The 24,738-nt window shown below is 68.4% G+C and carries 25 protein-coding genes; 14 read left to right on the top strand and 11 right to left on the bottom strand.

Going from position 1 to position 24,738, the window contains the following annotated elements; all coding sequences use genetic code 11:
- Positions 1–14: 14 nt before the first annotated feature.
- Genes ACX1D0_RS05260 through ACX1D0_RS05245 form a run of 4 tightly spaced genes read right to left on the bottom strand, consistent with a single transcriptional unit; the run spans position 15 to position 4,592 of the window.
- Entirely contained in the window at positions 15–665 is a 651-nt protein-coding gene (locus tag ACX1D0_RS05260) for a LutC/YkgG family protein (RefSeq protein WP_459019836.1), read from the bottom strand.
- Positions 662–2,134 (bottom strand): LutB/LldF family L-lactate oxidation iron-sulfur protein, encoded by a 1,473-nt coding sequence (locus ACX1D0_RS05255; protein WP_459019835.1) that lies wholly within the window; start codon positions 2,132–2,134, stop codon positions 662–664. The genes ACX1D0_RS05260 and ACX1D0_RS05255 overlap by 4 nt, the downstream gene beginning before the upstream one ends.
- Positions 2,131–2,883, bottom strand: coding sequence for a (Fe-S)-binding protein (locus ACX1D0_RS05250; RefSeq protein ID WP_459019834.1), 753 nt, complete (start codon positions 2,881–2,883; stop codon positions 2,131–2,133). Before ACX1D0_RS05250 ends, ACX1D0_RS05255 begins: the two co-directional genes overlap by 4 nt.
- A 14-nt stretch (positions 2,884–2,897) precedes the next feature.
- Positions 2,898–4,592, bottom strand: coding sequence for an L-lactate permease (locus ACX1D0_RS05245; RefSeq protein ID WP_459019833.1), 1,695 nt, complete (start codon positions 4,590–4,592; stop codon positions 2,898–2,900).
- A 105-nt stretch (positions 4,593–4,697) separates the two neighbouring features.
- Here ACX1D0_RS05245 and ACX1D0_RS05240 point away from each other — a divergent pair, with 105 nt between their 5' ends.
- Positions 4,698–5,387 carry a FadR/GntR family transcriptional regulator gene (locus tag ACX1D0_RS05240; protein WP_459019832.1) on the top strand — a complete coding sequence of 230 codons (690 nt, stop codon included), beginning with the start codon at positions 4,698–4,700 and terminating at the stop codon, positions 5,385–5,387.
- A gap of 6 nt (positions 5,388–5,393) precedes the next feature.
- Here ACX1D0_RS05240 and ACX1D0_RS05235 read toward each other — a convergent pair whose 3' ends face one another.
- Genes ACX1D0_RS05235 through ACX1D0_RS05225 form a run of 3 tightly spaced genes read right to left on the bottom strand, consistent with a single transcriptional unit; the run spans position 5,394 to position 9,415 of the window.
- Entirely contained in the window at positions 5,394–5,885 is a 492-nt protein-coding gene (locus ACX1D0_RS05235) for a beta-class carbonic anhydrase (RefSeq protein ID WP_459019831.1), read from the bottom strand.
- 24 nt (positions 5,886–5,909) lie between these two features.
- Entirely contained in the window at positions 5,910–8,360 is a 2,451-nt protein-coding gene (locus ACX1D0_RS05230) for a DNA gyrase/topoisomerase IV subunit A (RefSeq protein ID WP_459019830.1), read from the bottom strand.
- Positions 8,361–8,386: 26 nt separating this feature from the next.
- On the bottom strand, positions 8,387–9,415 hold the full coding sequence (locus ACX1D0_RS05225) for an App1 family protein phosphatidate phosphatase (protein ID WP_459019829.1): 1,029 nt from the start codon (positions 9,413–9,415) through the stop codon (positions 8,387–8,389).
- Between the two features lie 36 nt (positions 9,416–9,451).
- Here ACX1D0_RS05225 and ACX1D0_RS05220 point away from each other — a divergent pair, with 36 nt between their 5' ends.
- From ACX1D0_RS05220 to ACX1D0_RS05205, 4 genes are read left to right on the top strand one after another with little or no spacing between them, the layout of a single operon-like run.
- On the top strand, positions 9,452–10,015 hold the full coding sequence (locus ACX1D0_RS05220) for a DUF5998 family protein (protein ID WP_459019828.1): 564 nt from the start codon (positions 9,452–9,454) through the stop codon (positions 10,013–10,015).
- Entirely contained in the window at positions 10,015–11,136 is a 1,122-nt protein-coding gene (locus ACX1D0_RS05215; protein WP_459019827.1) for an alkaline phosphatase family protein, read from the top strand. Before ACX1D0_RS05220 ends, ACX1D0_RS05215 begins: the two co-directional genes overlap by 1 nt.
- A gap of 2 nt (positions 11,137–11,138) precedes the next feature.
- On the top strand, positions 11,139–12,377 hold the full coding sequence (locus ACX1D0_RS05210) for a glycosyltransferase (protein WP_459019826.1): 1,239 nt from the start codon (positions 11,139–11,141) through the stop codon (positions 12,375–12,377).
- Positions 12,370–13,020 (top strand): thymidine kinase, encoded by a 651-nt coding sequence (locus ACX1D0_RS05205; RefSeq protein ID WP_459019825.1) that lies wholly within the window; start codon positions 12,370–12,372, stop codon positions 13,018–13,020. The genes ACX1D0_RS05210 and ACX1D0_RS05205 overlap by 8 nt, the downstream gene beginning before the upstream one ends.
- Positions 13,021–13,030: 10 nt before the next feature.
- Here ACX1D0_RS05205 and sepH read toward each other — a convergent pair whose 3' ends face one another.
- Positions 13,031–13,927, bottom strand: coding sequence for a septation protein SepH (sepH, locus tag ACX1D0_RS05200; RefSeq protein ID WP_459019824.1), 897 nt, complete (start codon positions 13,925–13,927; stop codon positions 13,031–13,033).
- A gap of 183 nt (positions 13,928–14,110) precedes the next feature.
- On the opposite strand from sepH, the gene ACX1D0_RS05195 reads away from it, so the two are divergent.
- Positions 14,111–14,407: a DUF4193 domain-containing protein gene (locus ACX1D0_RS05195; protein ID WP_459019823.1), complete on the top strand. Its 297-nt coding sequence runs from the start codon at positions 14,111–14,113 to the stop codon at positions 14,405–14,407.
- 7 nt (positions 14,408–14,414) lie between these two features.
- On the opposite strand, the gene ACX1D0_RS05190 is transcribed toward ACX1D0_RS05195, so the two are convergent.
- On the bottom strand, positions 14,415–14,708 hold the full coding sequence (locus ACX1D0_RS05190; protein ID WP_459019822.1) for a DUF4235 domain-containing protein: 294 nt from the start codon (positions 14,706–14,708) through the stop codon (positions 14,415–14,417).
- A 64-nt stretch (positions 14,709–14,772) separates the two neighbouring features.
- On the opposite strand from ACX1D0_RS05190, the gene ACX1D0_RS05185 reads away from it, so the two are divergent.
- Genes ACX1D0_RS05185 through ACX1D0_RS05170 form a run of 4 tightly spaced genes read left to right on the top strand, consistent with a single transcriptional unit; the run spans position 14,773 to position 16,730 of the window.
- Positions 14,773–15,222: a DUF3093 domain-containing protein gene (locus ACX1D0_RS05185; RefSeq protein ID WP_459019821.1), complete on the top strand. Its 450-nt coding sequence runs from the start codon at positions 14,773–14,775 to the stop codon at positions 15,220–15,222.
- Complete coding sequence (gene dut / locus ACX1D0_RS05180) at positions 15,219–15,656, top strand: dUTP diphosphatase (protein WP_459019820.1); 438 nt, start codon at positions 15,219–15,221, stop codon at positions 15,654–15,656. Before ACX1D0_RS05185 ends, dut begins: the two co-directional genes overlap by 4 nt.
- A gap of 9 nt (positions 15,657–15,665) precedes the next feature.
- Positions 15,666–16,361, top strand: a complete 696-nt coding sequence (locus ACX1D0_RS05175; RefSeq protein ID WP_459019819.1) for a DUF3710 domain-containing protein — start codon at positions 15,666–15,668, stop codon at positions 16,359–16,361.
- A gap of 3 nt (positions 16,362–16,364) precedes the next feature.
- Positions 16,365–16,730 carry an OB-fold nucleic acid binding domain-containing protein gene (locus ACX1D0_RS05170; protein WP_459019818.1) on the top strand — a complete coding sequence of 122 codons (366 nt, stop codon included), beginning with the start codon at positions 16,365–16,367 and terminating at the stop codon, positions 16,728–16,730.
- Here the strand turns inward: ACX1D0_RS05170 and ACX1D0_RS05165 are convergent.
- Positions 16,718–17,389, bottom strand: coding sequence for a potassium channel family protein (locus ACX1D0_RS05165; protein WP_459019817.1), 672 nt, complete (start codon positions 17,387–17,389; stop codon positions 16,718–16,720). The genes ACX1D0_RS05170 and ACX1D0_RS05165 overlap by 13 nt on opposite strands.
- A gap of 7 nt (positions 17,390–17,396) precedes the next feature.
- Positions 17,397–18,044 carry a potassium channel family protein gene (locus ACX1D0_RS05160; protein ID WP_459020388.1) on the bottom strand — a complete coding sequence of 216 codons (648 nt, stop codon included), beginning with the start codon at positions 18,042–18,044 and terminating at the stop codon, positions 17,397–17,399.
- Between the two features lie 110 nt (positions 18,045–18,154).
- On the opposite strand from ACX1D0_RS05160, the gene ACX1D0_RS05155 reads away from it, so the two are divergent.
- The 4 genes from ACX1D0_RS05155 (at position 18,155) to ACX1D0_RS05140 (ending at position 24,696) form a co-directional block, all read left to right on the top strand.
- On the top strand, positions 18,155–20,146 hold the full coding sequence (locus tag ACX1D0_RS05155; protein ID WP_459019816.1) for an APC family permease: 1,992 nt from the start codon (positions 18,155–18,157) through the stop codon (positions 20,144–20,146).
- Entirely contained in the window at positions 20,143–21,297 is a 1,155-nt protein-coding gene (locus ACX1D0_RS05150; RefSeq protein ID WP_459019815.1) for a class I SAM-dependent RNA methyltransferase, read from the top strand. Before ACX1D0_RS05155 ends, ACX1D0_RS05150 begins: the two co-directional genes overlap by 4 nt.
- Positions 21,298–21,381: 84 nt before the next feature.
- Positions 21,382–24,201, top strand: coding sequence for an aconitate hydratase (locus ACX1D0_RS05145; RefSeq protein ID WP_459019814.1), 2,820 nt, complete (start codon positions 21,382–21,384; stop codon positions 24,199–24,201).
- 105 nt (positions 24,202–24,306) lie between these two features.
- Positions 24,307–24,696: a hypothetical protein gene (locus tag ACX1D0_RS05140; RefSeq protein WP_459019813.1), complete on the top strand. Its 390-nt coding sequence runs from the start codon at positions 24,307–24,309 to the stop codon at positions 24,694–24,696.
- Positions 24,697–24,738 lie beyond the last annotated feature (42 nt).

Raw genomic sequence — 24,738 nt, 5'->3', positions numbered from 1 at the left:
CGGTGTGGCACGGATCAGTCGACCAGGACCACCGAGAGGTGCCGGGGTCCGTGCACGCCTTCGACGCGGCTGAGTTCGATGTCGCTGGTGGCGGAGCCGCCGCTGAGCCAGGTCACGGGCCGGCGGGCCCGCAGCGCCGGGGCGAGCCGGGCGATGCCCTCGGGGACGTCGCTGACCACCTGATCCGAGCGGACCACGCAGATGTGGCGGTCGGGGAGCAGGGACAGGGCACGGCGGCCCTGCCCCTCCGAATGGTCGAGAGCGATCGTGCCGGAGTCCGCCATGGCGACGGCGCAGGTGGACACCATCGCGTCGATGGTGTTGAGCTGCGCGTAGGACAGGGCGGGCTCGTCGGAGTAGAGGATCAGCCCCGCCGCACGCAGGGCGCCGGTCCACTCACCCGGGAAGCCGTCCGGCACGACGACGCTGGTGGCGCCGAGGTCCTGGAGCGCGGTGACGAGCGACCGGCCCACCTGAAGCTCGCCGCACCGGGTCACCGTGGCCTTGTAGTCCTCGACCTTCTCGACGAAGTCCGCGAGGACGTCGACGGTGGCAAGGGGACGCCCATAGGTCCAGTCGACGGGCACGTCGACCTCGGGACGTTTCTCGGTGACGTCCTGCGTTGCCGCCCGCACGCGGCGGAGCACCTCATCACGCGCGCTCACTTCGCGCCTCCTTCGTGGTTCTTCTTCCACCACTGGCGGAAGGTCTGGGTGGGTGGTGCCTCCGTGTCTCGGGCTTCGAGCCAGCGTGATGCGATCGGGATGGGCATCGGGCCCAGCCACTTGCCTGTGAACATCCGCCCGGCGAGGCGGCTTCCCCTCTGCACCGCTTCCAGGTGCGACCCGTCTGCCATGACCCATCCGGCCCCCTTCATGATCGCCTGCTCACCCGTCGGGTGCTTCGAGGTCTTGTAGTCGACCACCTTGTGGCGCAGGTGCACGAGGATGTCGGTGAACGGGATGCGCACCGGACACACGTCGTTGCAGGCGCCGCAGAGCGTCGACGCGAACGGGAGGGCCCTGTCGTTGGGATTGTCCATCCCGCGCAGCTGTGGGCCGAGGATCGCACCGATCGGGCCCGGGTACGGGGAACCGTAGGCGTGGCCACCGACCCGCTCGTACACGGGGCAGATGTTGAGGCACGCGGAACACCGAATGCAGCGCAGCGCCGCCCGTCCTTCCGGGTCCGCCAGGACGTTGGTCCGGCCGTTGTCGAGGAGCACCACGTGCAGGTCCTGCGGGCCGTCCCCGGGCGTGACTCCGGTCCAGAACGAGGTGTACGGGTTCATCCGCTCACCGGTGGAGGAGCGGGGGAGGAGCTTGAGGAACACCTCGAGGTCCTCCACCGTGGGCAGGATCTTCTCGATGCCGACGATGGAGACGAACGTCTCGGGCAGCGTCAGGCACATGCGACCGTTGCCCTCCGACTCGACGATCACCAGCGTGCCGGTCTCGGCCACGATGAAGTTGCCACCTGAGACCCCCATCTTCGCGCGGAGGAACTTCTCCCGCAGATGGGCCCGGGCGGCGTTGGTCAACTCGGTGGGGTCGTCGGAGATCCCCTCGGGCGCCGGAACGCCGTAGCGGCCCATCTCCTCGGTGAAGATCTCCCGCACCTCTGACCTGTTGCGGTGGATGGCCGGCACCAGGATGTGGCTGGGCAGGTCATGGCCGAGCTGCACGATGAGCTCCGCCAGATCTGTCTCCCACGCGGCGATGCCCTCGGACTCGAGGTGTTCGTTGAGATCGATCTCCTGCGTGACCATGGACTTGATCTTGACGACCTCGTCCACACCCTTGGCCTTGGCGATGTCCGAGACGATGCGGTTCGCGTCCGCGGCGTCGCGCGCCCAGTGCACGGTGATCCCGGCAGCGGTCATGGTCTCCTCGGCCTGGATGAGGTACTGCTCCAGGTGGCGGGCCACGCGGTCCTTGATCTGCGCCCCCGCGGTGCGGAGTTCCTCCCAGTTGTCGACCTCGGCCGCGCGGACGACGCGCTTGCCGCGGATGGTGCCGGTGGCGTGGCGCAGGTTCTTTCGCTGCTCCGCGTTCTCCAGTGCTCCCTTCGACGCCTCCGGGAACGGGGGGATGCCCAACCATGAACCGGGCTCCGGTGTGCGACGGGTGTTCATCGCTGTGCCTCCTCGGTATTGGCCAGGATCTCGGCCAGGTGGATGGTCTTGATGCCGGCACGCTGGCGATGCAGCACACCGCCGATGTTCATCAGGCAGGCGTGATCGCCGGCCACGAGGTATTCCGCGTCCGTCGAACGGACATGTCGGGCCTTGTCGGAGGCCATCGCCACCGAGACTGCCGGGTTCTTCACCGAGAAGGTGCCGCCGAATCCGCAGCACTGGTCCGCGTATGGCAGATCGACCAGGTCCATGCCGCGCACCGCCTTCAGCAGCCGAAGCGGCCGGTCGCCGACCTTGGCGATGCGCATGGAGTGGCAGGTGGGGTGGTAGGTGACGCGGTGCGGGAAGTAGGCGCCCACGTCGGTGATGCCGAGGACGTCGACGATGAACTCGGTGAGCTCGTAGGTGCGCGAGGCCACGGCCGTCGCCTCGGCCTCCAGACCCGAGTCGCCCGCGTGGCGGGCCAGCATGGCGTGCTGTTCCCGCACCGAGCCGACGCAGGAGCCCGACGGGGCGACGATGTAGTCGTAGCCACCGAAGGACGACGCGTAGTTGCGCACCGTCGGCAGCGCCTCCTTCCAGTAGCCCGTGTTGGTCATGATCTGGCCGCAGCAGGTCTGCTTCTCGGGATAGGAGACCCGGCAGCCGAGGCGCTCGAGGAGCTTGACTGTGGCGATCGGGATGGAGGGTTTCATGGTGTCGGTGATGCAGGTCGCGAAGAGCGCGACGTGGGGTGCTGTGGTCATCGTTGGCCTTTCGATCAGGGGAGCAGCCAGCTGAGGACTGGCGTGGACATCAGGCCTGAGATCAGGCACAGGAGGACGAGCAGGATGACGCTCCAGATGATGATGCGTCGAAGGATCACCGACTCGGCCCCGGCGATGCCGATGGCGGTGGCGGCCACGGTCAGCGACTGCGGGGAGATCATCTTGCCGACGACACCGCCTGCGGCGCTGGAGCCGACGAGCAGTGCGCGCATGCCTTCGGTGCCGAGGTGGCTGCCCGGGCCGATCTCCGCGCCGACACCGGACTGGAGACCGGAGAACAGGATGTTTGCGGAGGTGTCTGAGCCGGTGACGTAGACACCGATGTATCCGAGGACCGGGGCGACGAACGGGTAGAGGGCGCCGGCTCCGGCGAAGAACAGGCCCAGCGCGAGCGTCTGCCCGGAGTCACCCATCACGTAGGCGAGCGCGACGACGGAGCCGATGGTCAGCATGGCGAACCGGAGCTTCTTGACGGTGGCCCACAGCACGGTGAAGATCCGGGACAGGGACATGCGGTAGATCAGGCCGGTGGCGATGGCCACGAACGCCAGCAGGATGCCGGGGGTTGAGGCCCAGGCCAGCGTGAAGGTCTGGTGTGATGCCGGATCGCCGGCCACGTTGAGCATCTCGGACAGGCCCGGCCACCCGAACTTCACATCGGTGCTGACCAGAGCCGTCTTGACCGCGGGCAGGGCCGCGATGCCGAACACGGCGATGACCAGGATGTAGGGCACCAGGGCCATGAGGATCTGGCGGACGGTGAGCTGGGCGGCTCCGGCATCGGAGACCATGACGTGCCGGTCCTGCCCTTCGATGGACGGATCGATCGGAATGCCGATCCGGCCGGTCGCGGCCCCGCCACCGGTGGGGTGCCAGACCTTGAGGAAGGCGATGGCCACGCCGACGCTGACGACGGCTGCGAAGACCTCGGTGAGGTTGTAGAGCGGGGTGGCGGAGACGATCCACTTGGTCACGCCGAAGCTGGCGCCGACGACGAGGCCGAAGGGCCAGACCTCCTTGAGCCCACGCTTGCCGTCCATGACCGTGAGGAGCAGGAAGGGCACGACCAGGCACAGGACCGCGGTGATCCTGCCCGTGATCGGCGAGATGGCCAGCACGTCGTCGAAGCCACCGGTCTTGGCGGCCATGAGGACGGGGAGGCCGACGGCGCCGAAGGCGACAGGAACCGTGTTGGCCAGCAGCGCCACCATGGCCGAGCGCAGGGGGGAGAACCCGATGGCCACGAGCATGGCGGCCGTGATCGCCACGGGCGCGCCGAAGCCGGCGAGGGCCTCGAGGAGTCCGCCGAAGCAGAACGCGATGAGGAGGCCCAGGACACGCGGATCGTCGCTGATGAGGAAGAACGTGCGGCGGAGATCGTCGAAGCGGCCTGAGGCCACCGTGACCTCGTACATCCAGATGGCGGTCAGCAGGATCCAGACGATCGGAAAGATGCCGTAGACGAAGCCGTGGGCGCTGGTGGCCAGCGCAGTGGTGACGGGCATGCCGAAGGCCGTGACGGCCACCACCAGGGCCGTCGCCCACGAGGCCGGGCCGGCGTGGTGCGCCTTCCAACGCAGCACGCCGAGCGTCAGCAACATGGCCGCTATCGGGACCGCCGCGATCAGGGCGGAGAGCCACTGCGTACCCAGGGGGTTGGTGTCGGGTTGGAATGTCTCCAAGAGCATCGGTGAACTCCGTCGTTCAATTTGGTCAGACCTTAATGTCTGGTCCGACCATATGCAGCGGCGGGTCCGATGTCAACCCCGCGTGGCATGCGCCACAATGGGCCCATGACCACAGGAGGATTCGAATCGGTTCTGGACTTCCTGACCGGTGAGATCCTCTCCGGCCGGGTGCTCCCGGACGCCCGCCTCCCCAACGAACGCGAACTCGCCGCGCAGCTCGGCACGAGCCGGAGCGCGGTCCGCGAGGCCATCAAGGTGCTGCAGGCTCAAGGCGTGGTGACGTCGCAGACCGGTCCGGGACGCGGCACCAGGGTGGTGGCCAGCCAGGGGGTCGCGCTCGGGCGGATCCTCAAGCTGCACGTGGCTCTCGACGCGGTGTCCTTCGAGGAACTGACCGAGACGCGGGTCGTGCTGGAGCGCGCGGCCGCGGAGGCTGCCGCGACGCACGCCGACGATCCGGCGCTCGTGGAGTTGGGCCTCATGGCTGACGGTATGGCTGACGTGTCTGACACGGCGTTGTTCAACGAGTTGGACACCGCGTTCCACGTCGCCATAGCTGGATTGGGGTCCAACCGGCTGATCCGCGACATGACGATCGCCATCCGGGAGGCCGTGGCAAGCCCCATCCTCGACGCGGAGAAGCGGCTCACCGACTGGGAGACGCTCCGACGGCGCCTCGTCGCCGAGCACCTCGGCATCCACCGGGCGCTGCGCCTGCGGGACGGCGCGCAGGCGGCAGACCTCTGCGAGGCGCACATCCGTGGGGCGCACATGGTGCTTCTGCCCCAGGCCTGACCCGGCTCAGATCAGCTGGGTCAGCAGCCCGGTGTCCACGTCGTACATGAAACCGCCCACCTCGGCATGGCCCTTGATGAGGGGATGGTTGGTCACCATGTCGACGTCTGCTCGCAGGCGCGCCTGCTGGTCCGGGCTGGCTCCGAACGAGATCCAGGACGTGTCCGAGCCCGTCTTCGCGGCGATCACCCGGCGGATGTCGTCATCCGTGCCCGAGGCCATGGCGCAGCGCGTGTGGGGCACGATCATGATCCGGGTGACGTGCAGGAGCTGCACGCTCAGGACGCAGCCGGTGAGGACGGAGGTGGAGACCCGACCCCCGGGCGAGCGGAGGATCTTCGCGTCCCCGATACGCAGACCCAGCATGCCCAGCGGCTCGATCCTCGAATCCATGCACGTGACCATCGCGATGCCGGCCCGGGCGATGCCGTCGAAGCCCCCGTCGGTGAAATCAGCCGCGTAGGCAGCGTTGTTGGCCAACAGGTCCTCGAAACTCATGCAGTCTCCCTTCCGCGCGTGATGCTACTCGCCCGGATCCGGTGATCCGGCCCGTCCCGCCAGCGAGGCCACCGGCTGCGACACGGGTGTGCCCGACCCGTCCCGGCGGCCATGAGCGGTGGGCAGGTCCACCGGCGAGCCGCTGGCGGCGGCGGCCACGACCGGTGCAGGGCCGATCGCGGCGATCAGCAGGGTGTCCTCACCCCTGAGGAAGCGGTGGGCTCGGACGCCTCCGGTCGCACGTCCCTTGGCCGGATACTCCGTGAGCGGCGTCACCTTCGCCAGCCCTGTCTCCGTGCCCGGAAGCGAGGAGGAGGAGCCGGAGAGCGTGACCACCACGTCGTGGGTGGGATCCACGGCGCCGAACCAGATCACGGTGGCCCCCGCGTTCAGCTTCACGCCCGACATCCCACCGCCGGAACGACCCTGGGGTCGTACAGCGGCGGCTGGGAAGTGCAGCAGTTGAGCGTCGGAGGTGATGAAGCCGAGATGCGTCGCCGGATCGTGGAGTTCGAGTGCGCCCACCACCTCGTCGCCGTCCTTGAGCGTGATGACATCCCAGCTGTCCTTGGCCAACACGTCGGGATTGACGCGCTTGACCACGCCCAGGGCCGTGCCCAGCGCCAGGCCGTGGGACTCCGGCAGCAGTGTGGTGAGCCCCAGAGGGCGCTCCCCGGCGGCCAGCGGCCACAGCTCGTGCGCCAGGCTGCCGCCCTGCAGGCTGGGGGCGGAGGCGGTCAACGGCACGGTGGGCAGTTCGATGGCACGGCAGCGGATCACCCGTCCCCGGTTGGTCAGCACCCCGAACTCGCCGTGCGCGGTGGTCTTCACGCGCGCCACGACGACGTCGTGTGCGGAGCGCCCCGTGGACGGCAGGTCGTGCTGCGCGTCGGTGCGGGCCACCAGTCCGGATCCGCTGAGCAGCACCCAGCAAGGGTCGTCGGCCAGCTCGAGAGGCGCGGCCGCGGTGGTGATCGCTCCGGAGGAGGCCAGCAGGACAGTGCGGCGGGGGGTGCCGAACTGCTTCGCCACGTCCGCCAGGTCCGTGCTCACCACCCGACGCAGCACCGTCTCGTCATCGATGATCTCCCGGAGACCGGCGATGGTGTCGGCCAGTTCCCCGGCCTCCTTCTCCAGCTCGATCGTGGAGAACCGCGTGAGGCGCCGCAGCTGCATGTCGAGGATGTAGTTGGCCTGGACCTCGGTCAGGTCGAACGCGCCGATGAGGCGTGCCCGTGCCTCGGCGGCATCCTCGGAGGAGCGGATGATGGCGATGACATCGTCGATGTCGGCGATGGCGATCATGAGGCCACGGACGAGGTGCAGCCGGTCCTCGGCCTTGCGCAGCTTGTACTGGGAGCGGCGCAGTGTCACGTCCAGGCGGTGCGCGAGATAGACCTCCAGCATCTCCTTGAGGCTGAGCGTGCGCGGCTGCCCCTCGACGAGTGCCACGGCGTTGATCGCGAAGGTGTCCTCCAGCTTGGTGAGCTTGAACAGCTGCTCCAGCAGCACCTCGGGGTTGATGCCGTTCTTCACCTCGATCACCAGCCGGGTGCCGTGCGCGAGGTCCGTCAGGTCCTTGACGTCTGCGATGCCGGTGAGCTTCTTGTCGTCGACGCCCTTCTTGATCTGCTCGATGATCTTCTCCGGGCCCACCATGTAGGGCAGCTCGGTGCACACGATGCCCATGCGGCGGGGGGAGACCTTCTCGATCCGGGTGGTGGCACGCAGCCTGAACGTGCCTCGTCCGGTGGCGTAGGCGTCGCGGATGCCGTCCAGGCCGACGATCTTGCCGCCCGTGGGGAAGTCCGGCCCTGGGATATGGCGCATCAGGTCCTCGAGCGCGATACCCGGGTTGCGGATCAGCTGCTGCAGCGCCGCGACGACCTCGATGAGGTTGTGGGGCGCGATGTTGGTGGCCATGCCCACCGCGATGCCCGTGGCCCCGTTGACCAGCAGGTTGGGGAAGGCGGACGGCAGCACGACCGGCTCGGATTCCTTGCCGTCGTAGTTTGGCTTGAAGTCGACGGTGTCCTCGTCGAGGCCGCGGGTCATGGCGACGGCGGGGGTGGCCATGCGGCATTCGGTGTAGCGCATCGCGGCGGGGCCGGCGTCGAGGGAACCGAAGTTGCCATGCCCGTCGATGAGCGGCAGCCGCATCGACCACGGCTGTGCCACGCGTACCAGCGCGTCGTAGATGGCGCTGTCGCCGTGGGGGTGCAGGACGCCCATGACCTGGCCCACGACGCGCGCGCACTTCACGTGCCCACGGTCCGGGCGGATCCCCATCTCGTCCATCGAGAACAGGATGCGGCGCTGCACCGGCTTGAGCCCGTCGCGGGCATCGGGGAGGGCGCGGGAGTAGATGACGGAATAGGCGTATTCGAGGAAACTTGTCTCCATCTCCTCCGTGACGTCGACGTCGAGGATGTGTTCCTCCTCGCCCAGCTCGTCGTCGATCGTCGACCTGGCCATCGGGCCGCCTCCTCGCCTCGGGGTCGTTACAGCAACCCGCGCAGCTTATCGCCCAATCCGTCGCCGTCCGGGGCCCGCACCTCCGGGGCGGTGTCCGGGTGCCAACGCTCGTCGCTGGCCGGCACCTCCATGGGAAGACCGTGGGCGAGTGCGTGCTCGCCCGGCGTGAGCTGCCGCAGGGCACGCGCACGCACATGCGCAGGCTGCAGGGTGGCGAATTCGGCATAGAGATCCGGGTCGTGTTGCCCGTCATCGCCCACCAATAGCCACCTGATCTGGGGCAGGTCCCGGGCCAGTTCGCGCAGGCAGCGCCGCTTGTGGTCCATGCCGCTGCGGAACCAGCCGGTGTTCGTGGGACCCCAGTCCGTGAGCAGCATCGCGCCCTGCGGGATGCCGTGGCGGGCGGTGAACCGTTGGATCATGGGGTACGTGTTCCAGGCCCCCGTGGAGACGAAGATGATGGGCGCTCCCGGGTGCTCGGACAGCAGATGCTGATAAAGGCGTGCCATGCCGGGCACGGCCTGTCTCGCCTGCTCGGTGAGGATGAACGAGTTCCAGGCCGCCACCATGGGGCGGGGAAGCCAGGTGGACAGGATGGTGTCGTCGATGTCGCTGACGATCCCGAAGTCCACGTCGTCGGCTATCACCTGGATGCTCGCCAGCGCCGAGGACCCGCCGTCGCCCTCCAGCGTCACCGAGTGCCAGCCCGGGGGCAGCCCGGGGTTGCGCACGCGCACGTCGATGTAGCCGCCGCGGTCCGCCTGGACCTGGATCCGCACGGCGCCGATCACCACGGTGAGGCGGGCGCCGACCTTGGCGGCGTTGAGGAAGTTGCGCCAGCCGCGGCGGTAGATGAGTGCCGAGGCCGCCTGGACGATCCCGAGGTCCGCGGAAGGGCGCAGCACCACGCGGCCGAGAATGCGCAGTTGCTCGGATGTGCCGTACCCGGTGTAGGCGAGGATCGACTCCTGCCAGCCGCGGCCCTGGAGCGCGCGATTGATCAGCGAGTTGATCCTGTCCTCGATGCGGGCGGCGATGAAGGGGCGGGAAGCCATGGCCCTAAAGGTAGTGCAACGTGCCAGAATGGGCGGGTGCGTGAGTCCGTCGACATCGTGAAATTCCTGCCGCCGCAGCTAGTGGCGGAGATCGCCGAATGCGGGTTCTATCCGGATCTGGTGGGGGAGACCGTCGCGCTCGGCCTGGGTGACCGGGAAGTCCTAGACCATCTGGTGCAGCACGAGGCCACGTTCGCCGGCCATGAGTTGCACCGGCACATGACGGTCCTGGTCCGCACTGAGCGCCAGCTCCTCATCTGTCACATCGACGAGGGCGAGGGCAGTAAGACCGAGGCCGTCGCCACCACCGAGGTCGTGGCGCTCCGCGCGATCGATTCCGTGGTCCTCACCCGTGCACTGCAGGACCCGGAGAACCGGTCGGGGCTCAGCGAGACCTGGCTCAGCGTCGTGTGGGGCGCGGCCCGCAGGGTGGATCTGGGTCCGGCCGGCTGCGACGATCCCGCGTGCGAGGCGGATCACGGCTACACCGGCGTGGTCCAGCCCGACGACATCACGGTACGGATGAGCCCGCAGGCCGACGGCGACAATGCGCGGCGGCTGGTGGCGTTCGGAACGAGGCTGCAGAGCGTGATCGGCTGATGCACCACGAGTTCGTCGATCCACGCTACGAGGACCTGGCTCTCGTCAACCTGATGCCCAGCGTGGTGGCCAGGCTCGACGGTGCGGATCCGGTGATCGGGCTGCCCCCGGCGGACAAGTACGTGGTGCTGCTGGTCGACGGGCTGGGGTGGCACCAGTTGCTCGCCTACGCCGACCATGCCGACACGATGTCCACCCTGGCCAGGGGCGCGGCCCGGCTGACGTGCTCCGTGCCGTCCACCACCGCCACGTCACTGACCTCACTCGGCTGCGGCGTCCCCACGGGGGAGCACGGCATCGTCGGCTACAGCTTCTACGAGCCCATGGTGTCCAGGGTGATCAATGCGCTGACCTGGGAGGGAGGTCCCCAGGATCTGAGGTCGTTCGCGCAGACCCCCACCCTGTTCCAGCGTCTCGCATCCGCGGGCCGGTCCTCTGGGGCCGTGACTCTGGGCCGGTTCGCCGGGAGCGCACTGACCCGGTTGGCGTTCAGCGGCAGCACGCTGCACCCCGTCTCCACGGAGGGGGATCCTGAGGAGTTCTCCGGGCTCGTCGTCGACGCGCTCCGGGACGCCGACGTCGTGTACTGCTACGAGAGGATGCTGGACCACGACGGCCACGGCTTCGGCGTGGGCTCGTGGCAGTGGCTGCACCGCCTCGAGATGGTCGACGACCTCGTGGCCCACATCGCTGACACGCTCCCGGCCGGGGTCTGTCTGGTCATCACCGGGGATCACGGCATGATCAACGTGCCCGAGGGCTCACGCATCGTCGCCGAGGACGAAGCCCGCCTGGGGGGATACACCCACCTGGGCGGCGAGCCACGGTTCCGGCACGTGCACGGTGAGGATCCGAGGGCCCTGGCCTGGTCCTGGGAGAGCGTGCTGGGGGAGCGCGGGCACGTGCTCCGGCGTGAGGAGGCCATCGAGGCGGGCTGGTTCGGGCCTCAGGTGACGGGGCTCAGCAGTGCGCGCATCGGAGACGTGGTGGTGGCCATGACTGCGGACTTCGCCGTCATGAGTCACCAGACACCGGGTGAGTTCAGTCTGGTGGGGATGCACGGATCGCTGACCGCGGAAGAGATGGAGGTTCCTCTCCTTCTCCACGGCGGTCGGGGATGAGGATGCGGATCGCGATCGTCATCGACGACTTCTATCCGGCATCCGGGGGCATCGGGCGTTCGGTCGAGACGCAGCTGTCTGAGCTGACCGCGCTGGGACACGAGGTGACCCTGATAGCTCCGGACCGGCATCTGCAGAAGCCCCGGATCGGGCGGATCATCGAATGCCCCACCGTCTACGTCGAGGGGCTGCCTGCCCATCTCAGCATCCTGCACTGCTCGGACCGGCGCGCGCGTCTCATCAGTGACGTGGCCCGCTTCGACGTGGTGCACAGCCAGACGGAGCGGGGTGCCCTGGTGCTCGGCTCGAAGATCGCCCAGTTGCAGGGTGTGCCGCACCTGCACACGTTCCACGCCAACATCGCCGGCACCCACCAGACCGTGCCGGGCTCATTCTTCGGCACCCTGGGCTACCAGGCACTGGTACTGCCCACGCTCCGCCTCGTGAAGCGCGACGGAGTGGCCGGGCGGACCAGATTCCCGGCTGCCACGCGGGAGACCGGAGGGTTGGCGGCCCGGACGGACTGGCGGTCGTTTGCCACGATCGCGCAACTGGTCGACGGCTACACCGTGCCGTCGCCGTTCATGCGCGAGCTGATCGAGGATGCCGCGGGCCGCCCGCTCCGGGGCTACGTCGTCCCCACGGGCTACAACCGGCGGATGAAGCTGGCCATCGACGCGGCCCCTCGCGAGCGCGACGACGCCGTCGTCAGGTTCCTCTCCGTCGGCCGCCTCGCGAAGGAGAAGCGTCTTGATGTGCTGATCAAGGCGTTCCGCCGCGCCGCCCTGCCGAACGCCGAGCTTGTGATCGTCGGCGACGGGGACCAGCGCGACCGTCTCAAGGCACTCGCGGCCGGGTGCGACAGGATCGACTTCCGGTGGCACCTGGCCTCCACCAGTGCCCTGGCCTACGAGTTCCGCAACGCGGACGCCCTCGTCCTCAGCTCCTACCGCTTCGATTCACAGGCCCTGGTCATCGCCGAGGCCGTATCCGCCGGCCTCCCCGTCATGTACTGCGACGACAGGCTGTCGGTCGGCGTGTCGCCGGAGAGTGCGCTGCTGACGGGACCCGACGTCGCCTCCATGGCGGCTGGGTTCCGGTCGTTGATGGATCCTGGCCGAAGGGCAGTCATGTCCGCGGCCACCTCCGGCATCGTCGCGGATCTGGCGCCCGAGCGCACCGCGGAGCGGTACACGGCCGCCTACACCGATCTCATCGAACGAAGGGCGAGGCATGGCTGAACTCGTGTTCCACACCGGCACCATGGACTGCGGCAAGTCGACCCTGGCGTTGCAGTTGGACTACACCCAGTCCACGCACGGACGCAAGGGGCGGGTGTTCACCTCCCAGGACCGGGCGGGCGAAGGGGTGATCGCCTCCCGGCTCGGGCTGAAGGCCGCAGCCCTCGAGGTCGACGGCGCGTTCGACTTCTGGCGCTACATCATCGGGGAGCTGACCTCCGGTCTCAGGGTGGACTACATCATCTGCGACGAGGCCCAGTTCTACACCGCCGCCCACATCGACCAGCTGGCCCGCATCGTCGACGAACTGCAGCTCGACGTGTACGCCTTCGGCATCCTGTCGGACTTCCGGACCAAGCTGTTCCCCGGGTCCCAGCGCCTCATCGAACTGGCAGACCGCGTGGAGACCCTGCCACTCGGGCCCCTCTGCTGGTGCGGCTCGAAGGGCACGCACAATGCGCGCAGCGTCGGCGGTCTGATGGTCACAGAGGGCTCACAGGTGGTGGTGGGTGACACGACCGACGGCTCGGAGGTCCGCTACGAGGTGCTGTGCCGCGCCCATCATCGCCGCCGGATGACGGCCACACGTGCCCGAGCCACGCTCTCGCCGGATCCCTTGCCGTTCGACCCCGAGGACTTCTGACCCAGGATCGCTAGGGCGTGGTCGGGCCGCCGAACATGATCTCGTCCCAGGTGGGGATCTTCGCCCTGCGCTTCCGGGGGCGGGGCTTCCTCGGTTCCTCACCACCGACCAGGGGGTCCTGCGTGGGCTCGGCGGGCGCCGCCACCGCAGCAGCAGGCTCCGACGCGTGTCCGCCCTCGCCATCGGCCACCGGCTCCGGCGCAGTCGCATCATCGAGTTCCTCATCGGCGGACTCGCTGCCGGCCGAGAGCTCCGGCTCCAGCCCTGGCTCGAGGATGCCGGTGTAGATCCGCACGGAATCCTCACTGATGCCACTGAGCATGTCGTAGAGCCGGTCCAGCTGGGAGGTGTCCTCAGTGCCGTCGTGCATCAGCTCCGACGCCGGCATCTCGTCCCCGGGAGGGGGTGGCTCGGGGCTGGAGATGGCGCGCACCAGGGCCATCTCGTCCTTGAAGTCCACCGTGTTCTCCTCCTCGACGGTGGCGTCCACGGACTCCTCGCCGATCATCCAGCGAGCGTCGGCATTGTGCGCCACGGAGAACCTGGCCTTGGGATCGAAGACGAACTCGGCGGTGCGTGATTCCGCCTCAAGGACGAGCCTTCCGACGATGCGCCACTTGAGATCCTCCTGCCGCCAGGCGTCCCACTCGATAGCGTCCGCGTCGATCGCCCGTGACCGGAGGCGCTGCACGATCAGCTCGCCGAGGCGCCGGTGCGTCCCCGCCTCGCCGCGGCGGCGGACCGTGGCCGTCGTCGCCGAGCGGGCGATGTGCTCGCGTTCGGCGATGACGGGCCCCGCGAAGGCCTCGATGCGCTCGGGTTCCATGCCCGTCTCCTCGGCGACGTCGGCCACGGAGGCGCCGGAGCGAATCCGCAGCTGGATCTCGCGGGGGGTCAGAGCATTCACTGTCGGTCCTCGTTCGTCCACGTCGGTGATTTCCTCCACAACTTACCAGCGAGGACCCCACCGCTGCGGGAGGTGCTTGAGCGGCAGCGCACAATGGTGTCCGACACACCACCGGAGCGCGCCCCCGCGCTGCGGATGTGATACACATAGGCCCGTTCGCGGCACAGGAAGGGACACAGAGGTATGGCAACCGATTACGACGCACCCCGCAAGACCGACGAAGAGATGAGCGAGGACTCCCTCGAGGAGCTCAAGACGCGTCGAAACGACAAGAACTCGGGGAAGGTCGACGAGGACGAGGTTGAGGCTGCCGAATCCTTCGAGCTACCCGGCGCGGACCTGTCCCACGAGGAACTGACGGTGCGGGTTCTCCCGCGCCAGTCCAACGAGTTCACCTGCTCGTCCTGCTTCCTGGTGAAGTCGCAGAGCCAGCTCGCCGAGGTCCGCAACGGGCAGAGCTACTGCGTCGACTGCGTCTGAGGCGCGCTCAGAGATCGAGCCTGCTCCGCAACTTCGTTGGGCCCACGTGGGCGAAGGTGGACACCCAGCGGCGTTGGATGAAACGGTTGATCACGATCTGCGACATGCCCACGCCCAGCCCGCTCGCGGCGGCCCAGATGAAGGCGCGCACCATCGGGGTCTCCGGGTCGTTGATGTCCGGCACCTCTTCGCCGGTCGACGCCTCCCAGACCTTGGTCACCAGCTTCTGGGCCACGAGGGTGGTCAGCGCACCGATGACGCCGGCGTACAGCTTCCACATGAGCTTCTCAGTCAGGGCCATGGAGGGGCTTCCTTTCGGTGGGACCGTGACTCCCACCTTAGGGGCTTGGAGGTAGTGTTGAAAGGTGACCTACCGCGAACGCCTGCACATCCCCTGGTGGTGGGTGCTCATCGCTCTGCTGCTCTGGCTGAGTCTCGCTGTGGCGGTGCTGGCCTACGTACCGCAGGGCCCCGCGGTGGCGTTCGCCGCCCTGGCTGCGGCCGGGATCGCGATTGCACTCGTGGCCTACAGCCGGACGCTCATCGTCGTCGACGGTGAGGGGATGGCAGCCGGCCGACACCGCGTGTCCGGGGAGTACATCGGCGGGGCGGTCGCGCTGACCGGCGAAGCCGCTCGCCGGGCCGTCGGGCCTGAAGCGGACCACCGCGCCTTCCTGTTCACCCGGCCCTTCGTCGGGGGCGTCGTCCGGGTGGACCTCGCTGATCCCGCGGATCCCCACCCCTACTGGTTGGTGAGCACGCGACGTCCGGAGGCGCTGGCCGAAGCGATCGACGCCGTCAGGGCGCCCACATGATCATCCCCACGGTCGCGGCAGCTGGCAGCGTGCCCGCCTATGCGCATCCAGGCGACGCCGGGGCTGACCTGCGCGCCGCGCACGACGTGACTCTGAGCCCAGGGGAGCGGGCCCTCGTCGGCACCGGAGTGGCCGTGGCCCTGCCCGCCGGGTGTGTGGGGTTGGTCACCCCCCGGTCGGGGCTGGCCGCCCGTCACGGGCTGAGCATCGTCAACTCTCCGGGCATCATCGATTCAGGTTACCGGGGCGAGATCAAGGTGAGCCTGATCAACCTCGATCCGGCGGAGCCTGTTCGTCTCGCGGCAGGGGACCGGATCGCCCAACTCGTCATCGTGCCCGTGGTGAGCGCCACGTTCGAGGTGGTCGACACGCTGGATGAGACCGTCCGCGGCGCGGCTGGCTATGGTTCTACGGGCGGATTCACCACCAAGTAAGGGACATCAGTGATTTTCGGACGCAAGAAGCGCAACGAGGACGTCGACGACGTCGAACTCGACGAGGCCGATCCGGCTGTCGAGGAAGGCGATGACCCGGCGCCGCACCTCGACGAGGCGGAGCGCTGGGACGCGGAGTTCACCCGCGACGAGGGCCCCTTCGACATCTCGGAGGTGGATCTCGAGGCTGACGCCGACGAGGTGAAGCGGCTGGACCTCGGCACGCTCATCATCACGCCCTTCCAGGACATGACCATGCAGCTGCAGGTCAATCGCGAGACCAACCAGGTGCAGTCCATCCTGGTGGGCGACGGCCAGTCCGCGCTCGAGGTCGCCGTGTTCGCCGGCCCGGGGAAGTCGTCGATGACCGGCGAGATCCGCGACGAGGTCATCGAGGCCACGCGCAAGCAGTCCGGCCGGTGCCAGGCTGTTCGCGGCCCCTTCGGCGCGGAGCTGAGACGGGCGCTGCCGGTGAAGGATCCCAACGGCAACCCCGCCACCCACCTGTCGCGCACCTGGCTGGTGCCCGGTCCGGGGTGGGTGTTGCGGGGCGTACTCCTCGGCAAGGCGACGTTCAACCCCGACGACGAGGAGGCCCAGGTTCACCTCTTCGAATTCTTCAGCAACCTGGTGGTGCGTCGGGGCACCACTCCCGCCGCACCCGGCAGCCTTCTGCCGATGCGCGTCCCCGAGGTGAAGGACTGACAGATGGGCAAGGTGACGTTCGCGGAGCGGATGCGCCGCTACTTCCTCTCCCATGAGGAGCTGGAAGCCGAGGAATTGCGTGAGCAGGCGGAGGATGCCGGGGCGCAGCCGCTCACGGCGTGCGAGATGCGCTCCAGGGTGACGCTGCGGGGCACCATCACCGCGGTGACCTCGGACGCGGCGCATGGCTGGCTGGAGGCCGAGGTCAGCGACGGCTCAGGCACGGTCAAGCTGGTCTGGATGGGGCGCGGCAGGCTCGAATGCCTGCTCCCGGGCAGGCACATCCGCGTCCAGGGGCGGTTGGCCCAGGCCGACGGCGAGTGCGTGATCTACAACCCGGACTTCGAGATCGTCCCTCAGGCGTCGTAGTCGTCAGAGCCGAACAGGGCCGCGAGGTCCGCCTCGGACTCCTGCGTGACCAGGAACAGCAGCTCGTCGCCGCCCTCGAACGCGCGGTCACGCTCGGGGGTGAGGGGGGCTCCGTCGCGAATGATGGCCACCAGCACCGTGTCCCCGGGAAGCTCGACGTCCCTGAGTCGACGACCGGACAGGTGGGAGGACTGCGGCAGGGTCACCTCGGCCAGGTGGGTGGTCGACTTGTTGAACGTCAGCAGCCGCACGAGGTCTCCGGTGGAGACGGCCTCCTCCACCAGCGCAGACATCAGCCTGGGCGTCGACACGGAGACGTCCACCCCCCATTGAGCGTCGAACAGCCACTCGTTGCCGGGATGGTTGACGCGCCCGACGGTGCGCGGAACCCCGAACTCGGTCTTGGCGAGGAGCGAGTGCACCAGGTTGACCTTGTCGTCCCCGGTGGCGGCGATGGCCACGTCGCAGTTCTCCAGCTCGGCCTCCTCCAGGGACTGCAGTTCGCAGGCGTCGGCCTGGAACCAGTCCGCGCCGGGCACCGAGTCCGGTTTGATGGCGGCAGGATCCCGCTCGATGAGGAGGACCTGGTGACCGTTGGCGATCAACTCACGGGCGATGGACCGGCCCACATTGCCGGCCCCGGCGATGGCGACGCGCATGATGCTCCTAGTGCTTGGCCGGCGGATTGGCGAAGAGTGTCTCCAGCTCGTCCGTGCGGTCCGTGTGGCACGCGATGTAGACGAGATCACCGTCCTGGAAGATGGTGTCGCGATCCGGCACCAGGCCGCGACCCACGCGCTGGATGAAGGGGATCGGGGTGCCCGCCGCGGACTGCAATTCGCTGATCCGACGGCCGACCCACCCGTTGTGCACCTTGATCTGCAGGAGTCTGGCGGTGCCCGTCGGGTCACGCCAGACCGGTTCACTCCCCTCAGGGAGCAGGCGACGGAGCACCTGCGTGACCGTCCACTTCACCGTCGCGACGGTGGGGATGCCCAGGCGCTCGTAGACGGCGGCGCGGCCCTGGTCGTAGATGCGCGCCACGACGTTGTCGACGTGGTAGTTCTCGCGGACCACGCGTGCCGCGAGGATGTTGGAGTTGTCCCCCGACGACACGGCCGCGAACGCGTCCGCCTTGCGGATCCCGGCGGCCTCGAGAACCTCGCGGTCGAAGCCGACGCCCTTGATGGTCAGGCCCTTGAAATCCTGGCCCAGGCGGCGGAACGCGTCCACGTTCACGTCGATGATGGCGACGCTGTGGCCACGCTTCTCGAGGCCGGTCGCGAGCATCGAGCCGACTCGGCCGCATCCCATGATGACGATGTGCACCCTGACTCCTTCGGAGACTGTCGCCACAGAACCTACACCCCGATGGCCCAACGGCGCGCAATGACTTTGGGGGACAACAGGTCTACCGTAACCCCGTGAACGTGATGTCGGCGCTCAAGCGCATGGTGGTGGGGCGGCGTCTCACCAACGCCCAGATGGGCGAGACGCTGCTGCCCAAACGGCTGGCTCTCCCGGTCTTCGCGTCGGACGCCCTGAGTTCGGTCGCCTATGCCCCTGATGAGATCCTGATCACCTTGTCCCTGGCGGGCATGGCCGGATTCATGTTCTCCTGGCAGATCGGGCTCGCGGTCGCGGTGGTCATCGCCGTGGTGGTGACGTCGTACCGGCAGACGGTGCACGCCTACCCCAACGGTGGAGGTGACTACGAAGTGGCCCGTGAGAACCTGGGTCACTACGCAGGGCTGACCGTGGCGTCGTCGCTGCTGGTCGACTATGTCCTCACCGTCGCTGTGTCCGTGTCGGCGGGCGTGATCAACGCCAAGGCGATGGCGCCGTTCCTCGACGGCTACGAGGCGTGGACCGCCGTAGGCGTCATCGTGTTCCTCACCGTGATGAACCTGCGCGGAGTCCGGGAGTCGGGCAGCGCGTTCGCCATCCCCAGCTATGTCTTCATCGTCTCGATGCTGCTCATGATCGTCATCGGACTCTTCCGCATCCTCGTCCTGGGCCAGCCTCTCAAGAGCGAGACCGCCGATCTCATCGTGGTCACGGCGGACGGGATCGAGCACACCGCGGGATGGGTCTTCATCGCCATCCTCGCGCGGTCGTTCTCCTCCGGAGCCGCCGCCCTGACCGGTGTCGAAGCGATCGCCAACGGGGTCCCCGCCTTCCGTCAGCCCAAGAGCAGGAACGCCGCGACCGTGCTGGGCCTGCTCGGCGTGCTGGCGATCACGCTGCTGATGGGTATCGTCACGCTGGCGAACCTGACCAAGGTGCACCTCATCGACGAACTGACCGGGACGCACTACGTCAACGAGGCCGGCGAGACCATCCACTCGGCGGCGACCACGGTGACCGGCCAGCTCGCCCGCGTCGTGTTCATGGACTGGTTCGAGCCCGGCTTCTACCTGGTCGTCACCGCCACCATGCTGATCCTCTTCCTTGCCGCCAACACCGCGTTCAACGGCTTCCCGTCGCTGGCCTCGCTGCTCGCCAAGGACGGATTCCTGCCACGCCAGCTCCACACCCGAGGTGACCGGCTCGCCTACTCCAACGGCATCGTGATGCTAGCCCTCGCCGCCAGCGGACTGGTGCTCGCGTTCGACGCCTCGGTGACCGCCCTCATCCAGCTCTACGTGGTGGGCGTGTTCCTGTCCTTCACGATCGGGCAGATCGGTATGAACCGGCACTGGACCCGCGCCCTGCGCACCGAGCATGAGAGCAGGGCCCGGAGCAGGATGAAGCGTGCCCGGGTCATCAACACCGTGGGTGCCACGGCCACCGGTGCGGTGCTGATCGTCGTCCTGCTGTCCAAGTTCGTCCACGGCGCCTACCTGGCCCTGGTGGCGATGGCCGTGATGTTCGCGATGATGATGGCGATCTCGAAGCACTACCAGGCCGTGGCGGAAGAGGTCGCGCTCAGGCCGGACTCCGATCGCGCCCTGCCCAGCCGGGTGCGGGGCGTCGTCCTGGCCCAGCGCGTCAACCTCCCCACGCTCCGCGCCATCGCCTTCGCCCGCGCGGCCCGATCCACGACGCTGACGGCAGTGACCGTGGCGGTCGACGACGACGAGGTGGAGCAGATCCTCGACGAGTGGGAAGCAGAGGACTTCGGTGTCCCACTCAAGGTGATCGCGTCGCCCTACCGCGAAATCACCGGCCCGTTCATCAAGTACGTGGCGGAGCTGCGCAGCGAGAATCCCCGTGACGTCGTGATCGTCTACATCCCGGAGTTCGTCGTGGGCCACTGGTGGGAGCAGCTCCTGCACAACCAGACCGCGCTGCTGATCCGGACCCGGCTGCACTTCATGCCGGGGGTGATGGTCACCAGCGTGCCCTACCAGCTGCGGTCCTCCGGCAAGGCGAAGGAGGCCGCGCACAAGGCCTCGGAACCGCGCCGACGATGAGCGTCGAGGTGACGCTCGAACGCGTCGCGCACGGCGGGTACGTGGTCGGCCGCTCCGAGGGGAAGGTCCTGTTCGTCACCGGAGGGCTCCCGGGGGAGCGGGTGGTCGTCGAGGTCACGGAGACCGGCAGGCGGTTCGACCGGGCGAGGGTGATCGGCGTGCTGGAGCCGGCCGCCGGGCGTGTCCCGGCGCCGTGCCCGATCGCCGACCGGTGCGGCGGATGCGACTGGCAGCACGCGGACCAGGCGACTCAGCTGATCCTGAAGACCGCCGTCGTCGCGGAGCAGTTGGAGCGGTTGGCGGGGCTGCGCTGGGACGGCCAGGTCGAGGCCGCGCCCGGTGGCCTGCTGGGGTGGCGTACCCGGGTGCGCTACGCCGTCGACGACGCGGGCCGGGTGGGTCTGCGCGCCAGGCGATCGCACCAGGTCGTCCCGCTGCCACCCCAGGGCTGCCTCATCGCTGCGCCGGGCCCGTCGGTGGCCGACCTGGAGCGGGTCGCCCGACCGGGCGGGGAGGTGGAGGTGACGGTCGCGGACGACCGGACCGTCGTGGTCGCGGTCCCGGGAACACGCCGGGAGGCGACGGTCCGCCAGGAGGTACGTGGACGCACCTACCACGTGGAGCCCGGAGGATTCTGGCAGGTGCATCCGCACAGCGCCGAAATCCTGACCGGCGCGGTGCTCGAGGGCCTTCGGCCCCGGGCGGGGGAGCGGGCATTGGATCTCTACTGCGGCGTGGGGCTGTTCGCCGGTGCGCTCGTCGACGCCGGCTGCGTGGTGCAGGGGGCCGAGGTGGCACGCGAGGCGGTTCGTCTGGCCAGGCTCAACGTGCCCGAGGCGGAGTTCGTGGCGGGCCCGCTGGAGCGCGGTCACCGCGGCCTGCCGGACTGGGCGGATCTGGTGGTGCTGGACCCCCCGCGCAAGGGTGCCGGGGCCGAGGTCGTGGCGGCCGTCGTGGCGCGGCGACCGCGGGCTGTCGCGTACGTGGCCTGCGATCCGTCGGCGCTGGCCCGGGACCTCGCCACCTTCGCGGCGGCGGGCTACAGCGCCGGCTCCATCAGGGCATTCGACCTGTTCCCCATGACACATCACGTGGAGTGCGTGGCGATCCTCCACCCTCGTCCACGCACCGCTGAGGTGCCCTTAGACTGACCGTGACCGGCGATGGCGCCGACCGCGCATCGCATGGTATCTTGATGTCAAGAGAGTTTGGCGACAGCCAAGTGAAGGAGAAGGATGAGCGTCAACAGTTTCGGGGCCAAGGCGAGCCTCGACGTCAACGGCACCTCGTACGAGATCTTCCGCATCGATGCGGTTCCGGGCTCCGAGAAGCTGCCCTTCAGCCTCAAGGTCCTCCTCGAGAATCTGTTGCGCACCGAGGACGGCGCCAACATCACCCGCGATGACATCGAGTTTCTCGGCGGCTGGGACCCCGCGGCCCAACCCGACCACGAGATCCAGTTCACGCCCGCACGCGTCATCATGCAGGACTTCACCGGCGTGCCCTGCGTGGTGGACCTGGCGACCATGCGGGAGGCGGTCGCAGCGCTCGGGGGAGACCCGGAGAAGGTCAACCCCCTCTCGCCCGCCGAAATGGTCATCGACCACTCCGTCATCGCAGAGGTCTTCGGCATCGCGGGGGCCTTCGAGGCCAACACCGACATCGAGTACCAGCGCAACCGCGAGCGCTATCAGTTCCTGCGGTGGGGTCAGATGGCCTTCGACGACTTCAAGGTCGTACCGCCCGGCACCGGCATCGTGCACCAGGTCAACATCGAACACCTGGCTCGGGTGATCTTCCCCCGCACCGTCGGCGGCGTGCTCCAGGCCTACCCGGACACCTGCGTGGGCACGGATTCGCACACCACCATGGTCAACGGACTCGGCGTGGTGGGCTGGGGTGTGGGCGGCATCGAGGCCGAGGCCGCCATGCTGGGCCAGCCTGTGTCCATGCTGCTGCCGCGTGTCGTCGGCTTCAAGCTCACCGGGAAACTCCCCGAGGGCACCACGGCAACCGACCTCGTCCTCACGATCACCGAGATGCTGCGTGAGCACAAGGTCGTGGGCAAGTTCGTCGAGTTCTACGGCGACGGCGTGGCGCAGGTCCCACTGGCCAACCGCGCCACCATCGGCAATATGTCCCCGGAGTACGGCTCCACGATCGCCGTCTTCCCGATCGACGACAAGACCATGGACTACCTGCGCCTGACCGGCCGCGAGGAGCAGCAGCTCGCTCTGGTGGAGGCCTACGCCAAGGCTCAGGGCCTGTGGCACGACCCGAGTGTCGAGCCGAAGTTCTCCGAGTACATCGAGCTGGATCTGGGCACCGTGGTCCCCTCCATCGCGGGTCCGAAGCGGCCGCAGGACCGCATCCGCCTGGACGAGTCCAAGGCGGCTTTCCGTGAGGCGGTCGCGGGTTTCGTCGGCGCACCGCACGAGGATGCCGTGTACTCGGGCTACGACCGCGCGGTCGCGGCCACCATGGAGGCCTCGGATCCCACCGGACCCGATCCGTCGGCGGTCGACAATTCGCCCGCGCCCGCGGACCCGACGCACCACACCATGCGGCCCCGCGTCCATGCCGCGGTCCCGGTGACCCTCGCCGACGGCACCACCTTCGAGCTGGACCACGGCGCTGTCACGATCGCGTCGATCACCTCGTGTACCAATACCTCCAACCCCAGCGTCATGATCGGCGCCGGCCTGGTGGCGAAGAAGGCCGTGGAGCGCGGGCTCACCCGCAAGCCCTGGGTGAAGACCTCACTCGCGCCGGGCTCACAGGTGGTCACCGACTACTACGACAAGTCCGGCCTGACGCAGTACCTCGACGCCATCGGGTTCAACCTCGTGGGTTATGGCTGTGTCACCTGCATCGGCAACTCCGGGCCCCTCATCACCGAGGTCTCCGAGGCGATCAACGCCAACGACCTCGCGGTGTCGGCGGTCCTGTCGGGCAACCGCAACTTCGAGGGCCGGATCAACCCGGACGTCCAGATGAACTACCTGGCATCGCCGATGCTCGTGATCGTCTACGCGCTCGCCGGCACGATGGACATCGACCTCTTCACGGAGCCTCTGGGGCAGGATCCGGACGGCAACGACGTCTACATGCGTGACCTGTGGCCGACGGAGTCGGAGATCAACGAGGTGATCGGCGGCTCGATCAGCGCGGAGATGTTCACGTCGCGCTACGCGGACGTCTTCGCGGGCGACGAGCGGTGGCGGTCGCTGCCCACGCCCGACGGCGAGACGTTCGAGTGGGAGGCCGATTCCACCTACGTGCGCAAGGCTCCGTACTTCGACGACATGCCGGCCGAGCCGACGCCGGTGCGCGACGTCTCCGGTGCGCGGGTGCTCCTCAAGCTGGGGGATTCGGTGACCACGGACCACATCTCCCCGGCAGGCAGCATCAAGGCGGATTCACCTGCAGGGGTCTACCTCACCGAACGAGGTGTCGAGCGGCGGGACTTCAACTCCTACGGATCACGGCGCGGCAACCACGAGGTCATGATCCGCGGCACCTTCGCCAACATCCGCCTGCGCAACCAGATCGCCCCGGGCACCGAAGGCGGATTCACCCGCGACTTCACCCAGCCAGGCGCCCCCGTCACGACCGTCTACGACGCGTCGGTCAACTACGCAGCGGCCGGCACCCCGTTGGTGGTCCTTGCCGGCAAGGAGTACGGTTCCGGCTCGTCGCGTGACTGGGCGGCCAAGGGCACCGCCCTCCTGGGTGTCCGGGTTGTCATCGCGGAGAGCTACGAGCGCATCCACCGCTCCAACCTCATCGGCATGGGTGTGCTTCCGCTGCAATTCCCGGAGGGCCAGTCCGCCCAGACGCTCGGGCTCACCGGCGAGGAGACCTTCTCCGTCGCGGGCGTGACCCAGCTCAACGACGGGGAGACGCCGTCCACCATGACGGTGACCGCGCAGCGGCCTGATGGAACCGCGGTCACGTTCGACGCGGTGGTCCGCATCGACACGCCGGGGGAGCGCGGCTACTACGTCAACGGCGGCATCATGCAGTACGTCCTGCGCAACCTCGCCAAGGCCTGAGAGCCGAGGCCTCTGAGGGGCGGTCCTCCTGGTGGGGACCGCCCCTCAGCCCGTTCGCGAGGCCTCTCTTTACTTCTGTCGGGGGCGTGCGGTTCAATAGAACGTATGTTCGATGATGACGAAGTGATCCGCGTCTACGTGCCTCCCGGCTGGCCGGGCGCGGTGCGGCCTCCGGGTTCCCAGGGTTGGCTGGCGTCAGCCGAGGGGTTCCTGTTGGACTGCTGTCCCTCGGAATACCGCGGATACCAGGTGCTGAGGCGCCATCCCGTGGTGCTGGCGCGCCTGACGCAGGAATTCGTCGCATCGCAACTGGTGGCTACGCGCACCGGCCTCACCGGCCTGCGGTCCTCACTCGCCGGGGTGGTGGACGCCGCCACCGCGGACCAGGCGGCAGCGGTGCTGCAGCAGGAGGAGGCCAGGCTCGTGCGTGTCGCGCGCGGGGTGGATCTGGTGAATCAGGCGCTCCGTGACGCACGATTCGTGCCCAGGCTGTAGTGGTGGTACGCCGGGGGCCTGGGCCTTTGGGCCTACTATTGT

The organism is Tessaracoccus pujii (assembly GCF_054483895.1).
The sequence above is the reverse complement of the archived record's forward strand: the minus strand, read 5'-3'. Positions and strand labels throughout refer to the sequence as shown.